Source organism: Streptomyces sp. NPDC007971, from assembly GCF_042958635.1.
Lineage (GTDB): Bacteria > Actinomycetota > Actinomycetes > Streptomycetales > Streptomycetaceae > Streptomyces.
Genome location: NZ_JBIBJK010000001.1, coordinates 333,557 through 346,888, shown reverse-complemented (window position 1 = coordinate 346,888; position 13,332 = coordinate 333,557). Strand labels below are relative to the sequence as shown.

10 protein-coding genes are annotated in these 13,332 nt (G+C 69.5%); 4 read left to right on the top strand and 6 right to left on the bottom strand.

Annotation, left to right across the window (positions count from 1 at the left end; all coding sequences use genetic code 11):
* Positions 1-11 precede the first annotated feature (11 nt).
* From ACFZCP_RS01535 to ACFZCP_RS01510, 6 genes are all read right to left on the bottom strand, one after another.
* Complete coding sequence (locus tag ACFZCP_RS01535) at positions 12-1,349, bottom strand: ATPase, T2SS/T4P/T4SS family (RefSeq protein WP_391423062.1); 1,338 nt, start codon at positions 1,347-1,349, stop codon at positions 12-14.
* The gene (locus ACFZCP_RS01530) at positions 1,346-1,711 is read right to left on the bottom strand and encodes a TadE/TadG family type IV pilus assembly protein (RefSeq protein ID WP_391423060.1); all 366 of its coding nucleotides are present in this window, start codon (positions 1,709-1,711) and stop codon (positions 1,346-1,348) included. The genes ACFZCP_RS01535 and ACFZCP_RS01530 overlap by 4 nt, the downstream gene beginning before the upstream one ends.
* A 1-nt stretch (position 1,712) precedes the next feature.
* Positions 1,713-2,096: a TadE/TadG family type IV pilus assembly protein gene (locus ACFZCP_RS01525; RefSeq protein ID WP_391423682.1), complete on the bottom strand. Its 384-nt coding sequence runs from the start codon at positions 2,094-2,096 to the stop codon at positions 1,713-1,715.
* 34 nt (positions 2,097-2,130) lie between these two features.
* Positions 2,131-3,381 (bottom strand): AAA family ATPase, encoded by a 1,251-nt coding sequence (locus ACFZCP_RS01520; RefSeq protein ID WP_391423058.1) that lies wholly within the window; start codon positions 3,379-3,381, stop codon positions 2,131-2,133.
* A 12-nt stretch (positions 3,382-3,393) separates the two neighbouring features.
* A complete protein-coding gene (gene cpaB, locus ACFZCP_RS01515; RefSeq protein WP_391423056.1) occupies positions 3,394-4,101 on the bottom strand; it encodes a Flp pilus assembly protein CpaB in 708 nt (235 codons plus the stop codon).
* A gap of 61 nt (positions 4,102-4,162) precedes the next feature.
* Positions 4,163-5,005 (bottom strand): hypothetical protein, encoded by an 843-nt coding sequence (locus ACFZCP_RS01510; protein ID WP_391423055.1) that lies wholly within the window; start codon positions 5,003-5,005, stop codon positions 4,163-4,165.
* 484 nt (positions 5,006-5,489) lie between these two features.
* On the opposite strand from ACFZCP_RS01510, the gene ACFZCP_RS01505 reads away from it, so the two are divergent.
* The 4 genes from ACFZCP_RS01505 (at position 5,490) to ACFZCP_RS01490 (ending at position 13,320) form a co-directional block, all read left to right on the top strand.
* Entirely contained in the window at positions 5,490-7,187 is a 1,698-nt protein-coding gene (locus ACFZCP_RS01505) for a glycosyl hydrolase family 18 protein (RefSeq protein ID WP_391423054.1), read from the top strand.
* A gap of 351 nt (positions 7,188-7,538) precedes the next feature.
* Positions 7,539-7,994, top strand: a complete 456-nt coding sequence (locus tag ACFZCP_RS01500) for a hypothetical protein (RefSeq protein ID WP_391423681.1) — start codon at positions 7,539-7,541, stop codon at positions 7,992-7,994.
* Positions 7,991-8,605, top strand: coding sequence for a hypothetical protein (locus tag ACFZCP_RS01495; protein WP_391423053.1), 615 nt, complete (start codon positions 7,991-7,993; stop codon positions 8,603-8,605). The genes ACFZCP_RS01500 and ACFZCP_RS01495 overlap by 4 nt, the downstream gene beginning before the upstream one ends.
* On the top strand, positions 8,605-13,320 hold the full coding sequence (locus ACFZCP_RS01490) for a putative T7SS-secreted protein (RefSeq protein WP_391423052.1): 4,716 nt from the start codon (positions 8,605-8,607) through the stop codon (positions 13,318-13,320). The genes ACFZCP_RS01495 and ACFZCP_RS01490 overlap by 1 nt, the downstream gene beginning before the upstream one ends.
* The last annotated feature ends 12 nt before the right edge of the window (positions 13,321-13,332 follow it).

Here is a 13,332-nt window from a genome sequence, read left to right as displayed (position 1 = left end):
GGGTGGCCTACCTACCTGGCTTCTCGGGTGGTGAGCTGGGCCGCGGAGTGGGCGACGCCGAAGGCCTGCGGAAGGGGCTGGCCCGCCATGTAGAGGCGGTCGGCGGTGCGGCGCGGCAGCGGGAAGTGGTCGTAGGCGCCGTACACCCGGCCGTCGGGGGTCAGGGGCTCGGCGGTGAACCGGGCCACGGTCGCCAGCCGGTACGGCTCGCCGCCGTGGCTGTCGAGCAGTGCGACCTCGGTGATGCGGCGGGCGCCGTCGGCGAACCGGGTGAGCTGGACGATGACGTCGACCGCGCTGTTGATCTGGTCGTGCAGCGCCACGAACGGCACCTCCACGTCGGACATGGAGGCGAGGGTCTGCAGGCGGGTGAGCGCGTCCTCGGCGCTGTTGGCGTGGACGGTGGCGAGGGAGCCGTCGTGGCCCGTGGACATCGCCTGGAGCATGTCGAGGGACTCGCCGCCGCGGACCTCGCCGACCACGATCCGGTCGGGCCGCATGCGCAGGGAGTTGCGGACCAGGTCGCGGATGCTGACCTGCCCCTTGCCCTCGACGTTCGGCGGTCGCGACTCCAGCCGGACCACGTGCGACTGCTGGAGCTGGAGTTCGGCCGAGTCCTCGATGGTGATGATGCGTTCGTGCTCCGGGATCAGGCCGGAGAGGGCGTTGAGCAGGGTCGTCTTCCCGGTGCCCGTCGCCCCGGAGACGATGATGTTGAACTTCGCCTGCACCAGGCCCGCCAGCAGGAACACCATGTGCTCGTCGAGCGAGCCGAAGCCGATGAGTTCCTGGAGGGTGAAGGAGCGCGGGAAGCGGCGGATGGTGAGGGTCGGACCGGTCAGCGACAGCGGCGGGATGATCACGTTGACGCGCTCGCCGGAGGGGAGACGGGCGTCCACCATCGGGTTCGACTCGTCCACGCGGCGGTTGACCGTCGACACGATCCGCTCGATGGTCTGCATGAGCTGGTCGGCCGACGCGAAGCGGAGCGGCAGCTGCTCGACGCGTCCGCCGCGTTCCACGAAGATCGCGTCCGGGCCGTTGACCATGATCTCGGTGATCGACGCGTCCTCCAGGAGCGGTTCCAGGATGCCGAGGCCGAGCGCCTCGTCCACCACCCGGCGGATCAGCTGGGAGCGTTCCACCGTCGAGAGCACCGGGCCCTCGCGGCTGATGATGTGCCCGAGCACCCTCTCCAGCCGGGCCCGGCGCTCGGCGGCGGCCAGCGAACTCATCTCCGCGAGGTCGATCTCCTCCAGCAGCTTGGCCCGGTAGGAGGCGACCAGATGGCCGTCCTCGCCCCGGCTGCCGTGCTCCTCGGGAGCGTTGATCCGTGCCCGCAGGCTCATGGTTCGCTTCTCCTCGGTGAGTGGTCGCGGGGCATGGTGGCGGTCTTGTGGACGTCCCCGAAGCTCCACAGGATCTTGGGGATCGTGACGGAGGCGGTGACGGTGACGGAGTCGCCCCCTCCGCCGGGCTCGCCGCACTGCACCGTGAGCCCGCCGCTGACCGCCTGCGCACACGCCTGCTGAGCCGACTGCCCCAGGGACGCCGCCCGCGCCCCCGCCCGCGCCGCCGTACTGGCCTGCTCGGCCGCGTAGGCGACCGCCCCGATCTGGAATCCGGCCAGCCCGACGATCAGCAGGATCGGCACGAACCCGAGGTACTCGATGGCGACTTGGCCCGCGTCGCGTCTGCGGCGGTACGACATCTCAGTGCTTCGCCTCCTCCACCGCGCCGGCATGGCCGTGCACCGTGACGGGGAAGTCGATCGAGCCGGGGAAGAGGACCGGGACCTTGATGGCCACGTCCGCGGTCACGTACCCGGTCCCGCCGCACTGCTCCACGCTGGCACCCCCTCGCCACGCCCCCGACAGATGCTTCAGTGCCGCCTGCTGACACACGCCGAAACGCTCGCCCGGAGGCACCGCCGTCCCCGCCCGCACCCCCTCGTCCGCAGCATTCCCCGCGAGCGTGTAGGCGTACCCCACGAGCACGACCTGCCACATCAGCACCAGGGTCAGGATGATCAGCGGGGTCATCCCGAGGAACTCGATGCTGACCTGTCCCCGGTCGTCCCCTCGCAGGTGTCTCATCGCCCGCTCGCTCCGCAGGTGTCTCATCGCCCCCTCACTCCTTCCGCCGCCGAAGGCTCACCGACCCGCGGTCGCCGCGCAGCCGGCCGCCCCCGCGATGGGTGCCCTCGGGTGCCTTCGCCAGGCCGAGTTCCCCCGCGAGTGCCCACAGGGCCTGCTTGACCGTGCTCCTGCCGTCGAGTTCGTGCAGGCGTCCGGCGTCCACGACGCCCTGCAGCTCCTTGAAGTTGGCGGGCACGGCCGTACGCGCCAGCGCCGTGCCGGTGATGCGCTGGACGAGCGCGGGCTGGATCTCCGTGCCGCGGGTGTGACGGTTGACGACGACGGTCGTCTCCTCGGCCTTGCGGATCTGCAGCCGGTCCCACATGCGCACGGTCCGCTTGGCGGCCCGTACGGCGACCACGTCGGGCGTGGTGACCAGCAGGGAGGTGTCGGCCATCTCCACCGCCGCCGCGCTCGCCCCGCCGAGCTGGGCGCCGCAGTCCAGGACGACGACCTCGTAGCGGGAGCGCAGGGCGCTGACGATCTGGCGGGCGGCGCGGTCGGTGACCTCCTCGCCGCGTTCGCCCTCGGCGGGGGCGAGGAGCATCGCGAGGCCGGTGTCGTGGCGGAAGACGGCGTCGGCGAGGACGCGCGGGGAGATGTCGGTGATGGCGGCGAGGTCCACGACCGAGCGGCGGAACTGGACGTCCAGGTAGGAGGCGATGTCGCCGGTCTGGAGGTCGAGGTCGACCAGCGCGGTGGACCGGCCGGATGCCTGCGCGGCGAGGGCGAGATGGATCGCCGTCAGGGTCGCGCCGACGCCTCCCTTGGCACCGCTGACCGTGACGACGGTTCCGCCGACGCCGCCGAGGGCGTCGGGGCCGCCGTGTCCGAGGTGGCGGCGTACTCCGGTGGACCACAGGGCGACCGCCTGGACGCGGCTGGCGAGTTCCTCGTACGACAGCGGGAGCGGGACCAGGCCGCGGGCGCCGGAGTCCATGGCGGCGGCGAACAGGCCGGGGCTCGCGTCGGTGGTGACGAGGATGACGCCGACGGCCGGGAAGCGCAGGGCGACCTCGCGGATCAGCTCCAGCGCGGGGACCGGCCCGATGCGTTCGTGGACGACGACCACTTCGGGGAGTTCGTCGACCGACTCGGCGGCCAGGCGGGCGAGGGTGTCGACCAGCTGGGTGGAGTCACCGACGGGCGGCTGCGGTTCGGCGTCGGGGAGCTGGCTGAGCAGCGTGACCAGGGAGCGGACGGCATCCGGGTCCGCACCGGCCGGGAGGATCCTGGTGGGCATGCGGGCCGCCTCTCACTTGTCCGTCGCGAGTTCATAGGTGCGGTCCTTGTCGGGGACGCTGGTCTCGCTGCCGGGGGCCACCAGGGCGAGCCGGACCCGCTGGGCGAAGGACTCGGCGTAGGTGATGCGCTGGGCGTCGAGGGTGGACAGCGCGAAGGTGATGGGGACGGCCTCGGTGGGCTGCTGCTGGTTCTTGCCGGAGTCGGGGTCCAGGGCGGTGATCCGGCCGACGTCGAGGACCCGGGCGTTGGTGACGATGATCTTCGACTGGTCGGGGTCGCCCTCCTTCTTCCCCTGGAAGGTGGCGTAGACGTTGACCCGCGCCCCCGGGGTGATCTTGCCCGCCACGCCCGTCGCCGCGTCGATCATGATGGCGACCTCCTGCTGGCCGGGCTGGAGGGCGGGCTGGTCGACGACCATGTCGGTCTGCAGCAGGGAACCGGCGCGCAGGGTGGTGACGGCGATCTTGCCCTGGATCTGCCGGAGGTCGGTGACGGCGTTGCCGGACAGCCACCGCCTGGGCATCTCGATCTTCTCGAACTGGTCCGTGCCGAGCGTGGTGTACGGCTTCACGTCGGACCTGACCCGATAGGCGGCGACCTCGGGTCCGACCTTGGAATTCGCGTCATGGACGACGGACAGCACGCCGGCGAACGCGCCGAGAGCGCACAGGACCGACAGGATCAGGAGTATCACGCCGCGGCGCTGACGGGAGTTCATGAACCGTGCAACCTCATTGGGGGAATCGGTCGATCGGGCAGGTGAGTCGCGTTCGTGCGGGTCAGGCGGGCGTTCGTTGTTCCAGCGCGCGGGGTGCCGAGGGTTCGGGCACGGGCGGGCCGGCGCAGCAGAAGACGCACCGGTCGCCGATGACGTCGATGCCGCACCAGTGGCAGCGGGACTGCCGGACGGAGGTGACCAGTTGGTAGAGGACGGAGAGGTCGCCGAGGTAGCTGCAGAACTCCACCATCCGGCCCGTACCCCACCAGTGCGGGGACTCGGCGGGCAGCGGGGTCTCGCGCAGTCCGTGCGCGTTCCACGCCTCGGCGAGCTGGGCGACCCATTCGGTCTGCAGCTGTCCCTTGGCGACGAGCATCCAGGTGCTGAACTCGGGCCCCTTGAGGGTGGCGCCGGGTGCGAGCTTGACGAGTTGCGGATCGGGATGGGCGAGAACGGCGAACTGGCTGCCCGGCACCCATGACTTGGCGTGCGCCTTGAGGCCGACGGGAACGCGGTCGAGCCGGGCGACCGATCCGAGCACCGCACCGGCGTGGATGTAGTGGGTGAGCAGCCGCCCGGCGGAGGCGAGCACGCCCGGGCTCAGATCGCAGGAGGCGAGCTGGCGCAGCTGCCGGGCGAGGACGGCTGTGGCGAGCGGGGGCAGCTCGGGCCGGAAGAGGGCGATGCGGTCGCTCTCCAGCAGCGACCGCAGGGTGTACAGCCGCCGTACGACGGGCTTCGGAGTGGCCTCGGAGCACACGACGACCACGTACCCGTACTGCTCGGTCAGGGTGTGCAGTTCGGTGAGGGAGTGCTCCAGCGGGCGCCGGTCGAGGTCGCTCAGCACGACGGCGGGCATGGTCCGTTCGTCCTGCGCCGGCAGTGCCATGTCGGCACTGGTCACGGCAATGACTGTTGGCACGCGCAGCTCCCCGCTCTTCACGCCCTTCGGCCCACCGGTGTAACTCCCGTGCGCCAGGACGACTTCATTGCGTGACTACCTGAGCACTGTATCCACGGCCCAATGACCGGAGAACAGCGTTTGTGTAGCTCGTGTGGAACTCTCTGGTCGCAAGTCCCGCCAAAACCGGACAGGTTGAGCGCGCGACTTTCTGCACCGCGCTCCGGGCGCCCTCCAGTGCGACGCTCCGCGCGCCCACCGGCAAGACGTTCCGGGCAATCGCCCTCCAGGGGAGATTGTTTTGGTCTGGACCTCTTGACAGTGAGATTGGTCTGGACCAACTTGTAGGCCAACGGTGGCCACCGTCCCCCTGCACTACTCCCCCCTCTCCCCCCTCTCCCTCCATCCCCCACCCTCCCCCTCGCTCTTCCCCCTCCCCGCAGACTTCCCTTCCCCACCGGAGGCCCCAGTGGACCGTGCACCAGGCATGCCCAGACCACGCAGACGGCGGATCGCGACGTGGTCCGCCGCAACCGCCCTCGCCCTCTCGGTGGCCGGCCTCGCCGCCACTCCCGCGTCCGCGGCGGACGTGAACAACGTCAAGAACGCGGGCTTCGAGTCGGGCCTGACCAACTGGACCTGTACGGCGGGCAGCGGTACGACCGTCTCGTCCCCGGTCCACGGCGGCTCCTCGGCACTCAAGGCGACCCCGGCCGGGCAGGACAACGCCCAGTGCACCGAGTCGGTGGCGGTGAAGCCCAACTCGACGTACACGCTGAGCGCGTGGGTCCAGGGCGGCTACTCCTACCTGGGCGTGACGGGCACGGGGACGACGGACGTCTCCACGTGGACACCCGACTCGTCGTCGTGGAAGCAGCTGTCGACGACGTTCACCACGGGCGCGTCGACGACGTCCGTCACGGTGTACACGCACGGCTGGTACGGCCAGGCCGCCTACTACGCCGACGACGTCTCGGTCTACGGCCCCGACGGCGGGGGCGGCGGCGACCCGGCCCCCACCGTGCCGGCCACCCCGTCGGGCCTGTCGGTCTCGGGCACGACCTCGTCCTCCGTCTCCCTGTCCTGGTCCGCGGTGTCGGGCGCGACGGGCTACAACGTGTACCGCGACGGCACGAAGGTGTCGGCGGTGACGGGCACGTCGGCGACGGTGACCGGCCTGTCCGCGTCGACGTCGTACTCGTTCCAGGTGGCGGCCACCAACTCGGCCGGTGAGTCGGCGAAGTCGGGGGCGGTGACGGGGACGACGTCCTCCTCCGGGAGCGGAGGGGGAGGCGGCGCCCTCCCGAAGCACGCCGTGACGGGCTACTGGCAGAACTTCAACAACGGCGCGACGGTCCAGAAGCTGTCGGACGTCCCGTCCTCGTACGACATCATCGCCGTCGCCTTCGCGGACGCGGCCTCGACGCCGGGCGCGGTCTCCTTCAACCTGGATTCGGCGGGCCTCGGCGGCTACACGGTCGACCAGTTCAAGGCGGACATCAAGGCCAAGCAGGCGGCCGGCAAGAAGGTCGTCGTCTCCATCGGCGGCCAGAACGGCACGGTGTCGATCAACGACTCCTCGTCGGCGACGAATTTCGCGAACTCGGTCTACTCGCTGATGCAGACGTACGGCTTCGACGGGGTCGACATCGACCTGGAGAACGGCCTGAACGCCACGTACATGACCCAGGCACTGCGCGCGCTGTCCGCGAAGGCGGGCGCGTCGCTCGTCATCACGATGGCCCCGCAGACGATCGACATGCAGTCGACGTCGAACTCCTACTTCCAGACGGCCCTGAACATCAAGGACATCCTCACGGTCGTCAACATGCAGTACTACAACAGCGGTTCCATGCTGGGCTGCGACGGCAAGGTCTACAGCCAGGGCTCGGTGGACTTCCTCACCGCCCTCGCCTGCATCCAGCTGGAGGGCGGCCTGTCCCCGTCCCAGGTGGGCCTCGGCCTGCCGGCGTCGACGAGCGCGGCGGGCAGCGGGTACGTGTCGCCGACGGTCGTGAACAACGCCCTGGACTGCCTGACGAAGGGCACGGGCTGCGGCTCCTTCAAGCCGTCCAGGACGTATCCCGATCTGCGGGGCGCGATGACCTGGTCGACGAACTGGGACGCGGCGTCGGGCAATGCGTGGTCGAACTCGGTGGGGGCGCATGTGCACGGGCTGCCGTAACAGGAGCGGCTTCGGCTCTTCCGGCTTGTCGGCGTGAGGACGCCCGGACCCCATGGCGGGTCCGGGCGTCATCTTTTGCGGCGCACGCACCGCCAGGGGACGGATTCGGCCAAAGGGCGTCGACCGGGTCGGGTACCGCGTTGCACCCGTCAATGCGCCGATGTGATGATCCCGGGCATGGCTCAGAGCGGGGGTGCCGCCGACCAGGCGGGGGAAATACGCAGGTCACGGTTGTCGGAGTACGCGGAGATGGCCCGGGCGGGCGTACCGGAAGTACCCGAGGTACACGTCGTACCCGAGGCACCCGCAGCACCCGCAGCACCCGCAGCACCCGCCGAGATCGTTCCGGAGATGTGCGAGGTTCCACCGGACGTAGCTGAGGTGTCTCCGGAAGTACCCGCCGTTGCCGCGCCCGAACCGGATGACGTGCGGCGAAGGCGCCGGGAGTTCGCGGCGCTGCTGGGCGAGTTCCGCCGTACGGCCGTACTCGTCCCACTCGACGCGGACGAGCTCCCCCTGACAGCCGACCAGGGCGGCATCCGCTGGATCCTGGCCTTCTCCAACGAACCGGCGTTGGCGCGCTTCGCGGTCGCGAGGGGTGAGGGCGACCGGGAGTGGGCGTACCAGCGGGTGCTGGGGGCACGGTTGCTGGACGCCGGGGTCCCGGCCGTCGGGGTGCCGTGCGGGGTGGCTCTGGATGCCGCGAGCGGAGACCAAGGGGTGCTGTTTCCGCCAGTGATGGGGATCGTGCCGGACGCGGTGGCCGTCGACCGGGCCGCCGGGACGAGGGAGGACGTGCCGCGGTGAGCGGAACCGGGGGCAAGGACATCAAGGCCGAGGGCCTGGACGAGATAGCGCAGGGCATCACGCTCACCCTGGCCGAGCTGAAGGACCTGGGCGTCGACAGCCTGGCCGGGGCGGGCCGGGGCTTCTCGAACATGGAACTGTCCGGGATGCAGATGGGGCACGAGGGCTTGACGTCGAAGTTCAAGTCGTTCTGCGAGCGCTGGGAGTGGGGCGTGCGCACGCTGGTGCTGGAGGGCAACGCGTTCGCCCAGGACGTAGGTCTCGCGGCAGGCACGCTGTACGAGACGGACCAGTACGTCGGCGGGGCCATGAAGATCGGTGCGAACTCGCTGTGGGGCAACCCGTATGCCTCCGAGGACGACATCCAGAAGCAGAGCTGGCACAAGCTGGCTCGGAACAGCGCCGATGCCTACGCCAACCCGGACGTCAGCCAGAAGTCCTTCGAGGAGGCGTGGCAGCACACGAAGCAGAGCGCCGAGAACGCCGGGCACGACGTGATGACGGCCAAGGTGGGCCCGACGGGATTCGGCCCCGTGGGCGTGAGCGCGGACGACTTCGAGCACACGGTGGAAAACGCTGAGGGCGGCCGGCAGGACGGGAGCGCCGGCTGATGGGACTCGGTGACCTGACCAACTCGGTCGTGGGCGGGACCGAGGGTCTCATCGACGACGGCAAGAAGCTCGTCGGCAAGGGCATCCACAAGGCCACGGACCTCACCGGTGACGTCCTGGACAAGGTCGGTGCCCACAAGTACGCCGACCTCGTCAGGGCCGGGGGCGACTACATCGCCTCGGACCTCGGCGCCACCCCCGGCGAGAAGCAACTCGGCGAAACAGACCTGGCCTTCGAGCTGGTCCACGGCAACCCGAGGGACATCCAGGCCAGCGCCAAACACCTGAAGGACTTCCGCACCGCCTTCGACAAGGTCGGCCAGGGCATGCGGAAGCTGGACTCCTCGTCCTGGCAGGGTGAGGCGGCCGACGCGTTCCGCAAGAAGTTCGCTCCGCACCCGGTCAAATGGCTCTGGGCCGCGGATGCCTGCCACACGGCGGCGGGTGCGCTGGACAACTACGCCGACACGGTCACCTGGGCGCAGAAGCAGGCCCAGGATGCGATCGACCTCTACAAGAAGGGCGTGACGGCGTCCAAGGACGCGACCGAGGCCTACAACAAGAAGGTCGACGCCTACAACGCCAAGGTCGAGGCGAAGGAGGACCCGGGGCCGAAGCCGGATCCTTTCCACGACCCCGGGACGGCCGACATCAAGGCGGCGGCGGAGAAGCTCGCCGCGGCCCGCAAACAACGCAACACGGCTGCCGGAATCGCATCCGATGCGGTCGACAGGGCACTCGCCCACGCGCCTGCCGAGCCGCCCCCGCTCACCCGTCTCCAGGTGGACGGCACGGACGCCCTGGACGCCTTCAACACCGAGTCCGTCCACTTCGCCGGGGGCGTCGTCAAGGGAGGGGCAGGCCTGATCAACTTCGCCCGCGGCCTCAACCCGACGGACCTCTACAACCTCACCCACCCCGCGGCGTTCCTCCAGAACACGAGCATGACCCTCGCGGGCCTCGTTTCCAGCGCCACGCACCCCGAGCGCACCCTGAAGACGACCTGGGACGAATTCCGCAAGGACCCGAGCGAGTTCACCGGCCGCGCCTTTCCCCAGGCGCTGGGCCTGGACGGACTGGGCTTCGAAGCGGGTGCGGCACGGGAGGCGGCGATGGAGGGGGCCGGGGCCCGGCAGTCAGCGGAAGCGGCGGGGCGGCGCGAGGCGGGGGCGGGGGCCGAGGAGGCGGGTGGGAACTCCGCGGCAGAGACCGCCAGGACCCACCCCGGCGAGCATGACAACCCCAGCCCCGGCGACCAGGTCGAGAAGGACCCGACGGATCCGGTCGATCTCACCACTGGCAAGATGTATCTGCCGCAGACGGACGTGGCGCTGCCCGGCGTGCTGCCGCTCGTCTTCACGCGGCGCGTGGAGTCGGGTTACCGCTTCGGCCGCTGGTTCGGCCCGTCGTGGTCGTCGACGATCGACCAGCGCCTGGAGATCGATTCCGAGGGCGTCGTGTTCGTCACCGAGGACGGCATGCTCCTCGCCTACCCGCATCCTGCACCCGGCCTGCCCACGCTCCCCAGCCACGGCCCCCGCCGGCCCCTGGACCGTGTGGACGGCGGCTACACGATCACCGACCCGGGCACCCGCCGCACCTGGCACTTCGCCGACCGCAGCGAAAACCTGGCGGTCCTGGAGCAGATAGACGACCGCAACGGCAACTGGATCACCTTCGAATACGACACCGAGGGCACCCCTGTCGGCATCGTGTCCAGTGCAGGCCACGGCGTGCGCATATCGACGCAGGCGGACCGGGTCACGGCGCTGCACCTGGCGGCCACCGGCCAGGAACTGAAGCGCTACGGCTACACCGAAGGGAACCTGACGGAGGTCGTCAACTCCTCAGGCCTGCCCCTGCGCTTCACCTACGACGAGGCGGGCCGCGTCACCTCGTGGACGGACACGAACGACCGCGGCTACTCCTACGAGTACGACGAGCTGGACCGCTGCACGGCCGAGGGCGGCACGCACGGCCACATGACCCTGCGGCTGTCCTACGACGACACCGACCCCGAGACCGGCCTGCGCGTCACCACCGCGACCACCGCCGAGGGCCACGCCCGCCGCTACGTGGTCAACGACGACTGCCAGGTGGTCACAGAGATCGACCCGCTCGGCGCGGTCACCCGCTTCGAACGAGACCGCTACCGCCGCCTCCTTGCCCACACCGACCCCCTCGGCCACCGGACCACGTTCCGCTACGACGAGTCCGGCAATCCCACGGCGGTGGTACGCCCGGACGGCCGCGAGTCGAGAGCGGAGTACAACGAACTCGGCCTGCCGGTGAAGGTGGTCAACCCCGACGGCACGGTGGTCCGCCAGAGTTACGACGAGCGCGGCAACCGCACCTCGGTGACGGACCCGGCGGGCCGGACCACGCGCTTCACCTACACGGAGGCCGGCCACCTCACCTCCGTGACCGACCCCCTCGGCAACACGACAACCGTCGTGTGCGACCGCGCGGGCCTCCCGCTGGAGATCACGGACCCACTGGGCGCGACGACCCGCTACGAGCGGGACGCCCTCGGCCGCCCGACCGCGGTCACGGACCCCACCGGCGCGACGACGCTGCTGGAATGGTCGACCGAGGGTCACCTGACCCGCCGTACGGCCCCGGACGGCACATCCGAGTCCTGGACGTACGACGGCGAGGGCAACTGCACCAGCCACACCGACCCCATCGGCGGCGTCTCCCGCTTCGAGTACACCCACTTCGACCTGCTGACGGCACGCACAGGGCCGGACGGGGTCCGCTACGAGTTCGACCACGACATGGAACTGCAGCTGACGAAGGTCACCAACCCGCAGGGCCTGACATGGACGTACGAGTACGACGCGGCGGGCCGTCTGCAGACGGAGACCGACTTCGACGACCGCACCCTGACCTACACCTACGACCCGGCAGGACGTCTGACGTCGCGCAGGAACGTCCTCGGCGAGGTGCTGTCCTTCGAGCGCAACGAACTGGGCCAGGTGACCCGCAAGAACGCGGCCGGCCAGCTCACGACGTACGCCTACGACCTGACCGACCAACTCGCCCAGGCCACAGGCCCGGACGGCACCACCCTCACCCTCCTGCGCGACCGCCACGGCCGCCTGCACTCGGAGACGGTCGACGGCCGCACACTGCGCTACACGTACGACGAACTGGGCCGCCGCACCGGACGCACCACCCCCACCGGAGCTGAGACCACCTGGTCGTACGACGCCACCGGCCGCCGCACAGGCATGGTGGCCTCGGGCCGCGCCATCGACTTCACCTACGACGAGGCGGGCCGCGAACTGTCCCGTCACATCGGCGGAACGATCACCCTGGAGCACGCCTTCGACGCGCTGGGCCGCCTGACGACCCAGTCGGTGAGCGGGGCGGAGGGCCGCGCGGTGCAACACCGGGCCTACACCTACCGCGCCGACGGCAACCTCATCGGCATCGAGGATCAGCTCTCCGGCTCCCGCCGATTCGACCTCGATGCGGCCGGCCGGGTGACGGCGGTCCACGCGGCGAACTGGACGGAACGGTACGCATACGACGAGGCAGGCAACCAGACCCAGGCATCGTGGCCGACGGACCACCCGGGCCAGGAGGCGGTGGGCACCCGCGAGTACACCGGTACGCGCATCACACGCGCCGGAAACGTCCGCTACGAACACGATGCGCTGGGCCGCATCACCCTCCGCCAGAAGACCCGCCTGTCCCGCAAGCCCGACACCTGGCGCTACGAATGGAATGCCGAGGACCGCCTGACCTCGGTGACGACTCCGGACGGCACGCGCTGGCGTTACACCTATGACGCCCTGGGCCGCCGCACAGCCAAACTCCGCCTCGCGGCAGACGGCGAGACGGTCGTGGAGCGGATCGGCTTCACCTGGGACGGCACCACTCTCTGCGAACAGACCACGACATCCGCCGACCTCCCCAACCCGGTCACCCTCACCTGGGACCACCAGGGCCTACGCCCCCTGGCCCAAACGGAACGCATCACAGCGGCCGACGCCCCCCAGAACGAGATCGACTCCCGCTTCTTCGCGATTGTCACCGACCTCGTCGGCACACCCAGCGAACTCATTGACGAGCACGGCGACATCGCCTGGCACACGCGTAGCACTCTGTGGGGAACAACGGCGTGGGCGGCCAACAGCACGGCGTACACGCCGCTGCGCTTCCCGGGCCAGTACTACGACCCCGAAACCGGCCTCCACTACAACTACTTCCGCCACTACGACCCCGAAACCGCCCGATACGTCAGCCCCGACCCTCTTGGGCTCGCCCCTGCCCCCAACCCCGCCACGTACGTCCACAACCCCAGGGTCTCGACAGATCACCTGGGGCTCGCTCCTGATGACTGCCCCGATAAAATAGCCAAGGCCGGAAAGGATGCCAACGAAAACTTCATATCAGGGTCAGCGGACGGGCAGCGACTAGCACATGACTTGCGATTTGAATCAGCAAACTCCCTATTCAATGAGAACGGATGGCTAACCCCCGAGGCTATCGCGGAGTCGCGACTCGTCATCCCCGGCGACAGACTCGGCAATGAGGAGGTTCGCAATCTCATGGTGTCCGATGGCAGTAATCTCAGCGATTGGGGAAAGTATTCAACGAGAACGCATCAATCACCTTACGGTGATTTCCAAGTGCACTACTACTATAATCCCGTGACAGGTAGGATACTGAACTACGACTACAAAGTCGTCATGAACAGGAGGTAATAGAAATGCGGG

Excerpts from the sequence above, each read along its gene's own strand:
- ACFZCP_RS01530 (WP_391423060.1), bottom strand. The coding sequence starts at position 1,711 with ATGTCGTACCGCCGCAGACGCGACGCGGGCCAAGTCGCCATCGAGTAC.
- ACFZCP_RS01500 (WP_391423681.1), top strand. The coding sequence starts at position 7,539 with ATGTGCGAGGTTCCACCGGACGTAGCTGAGGTGTCTCCGGAAGTACCC.
- ACFZCP_RS01520 (WP_391423058.1), bottom strand. The coding sequence starts at position 3,381 with ATGCCCACCAGGATCCTCCCGGCCGGTGCGGACCCGGATGCCGTCCGC.
- ACFZCP_RS01505 (WP_391423054.1), top strand. The coding sequence starts at position 5,490 with ATGCCCAGACCACGCAGACGGCGGATCGCGACGTGGTCCGCCGCAACC.
- ACFZCP_RS01535 (WP_391423062.1), bottom strand. The coding sequence starts at position 1,349 with ATGAGCCTGCGGGCACGGATCAACGCTCCCGAGGAGCACGGCAGCCGG.
- cpaB (WP_391423056.1), bottom strand. The coding sequence starts at position 4,101 with ATGAACTCCCGTCAGCGCCGCGGCGTGATACTCCTGATCCTGTCGGTC.
- ACFZCP_RS01490 (WP_391423052.1), top strand. The coding sequence starts at position 8,605 with ATGGGACTCGGTGACCTGACCAACTCGGTCGTGGGCGGGACCGAGGGT.
- ACFZCP_RS01525 (WP_391423682.1), bottom strand. The coding sequence starts at position 2,096 with ATGAGACACCTGCGAGGGGACGACCGGGGACAGGTCAGCATCGAGTTC.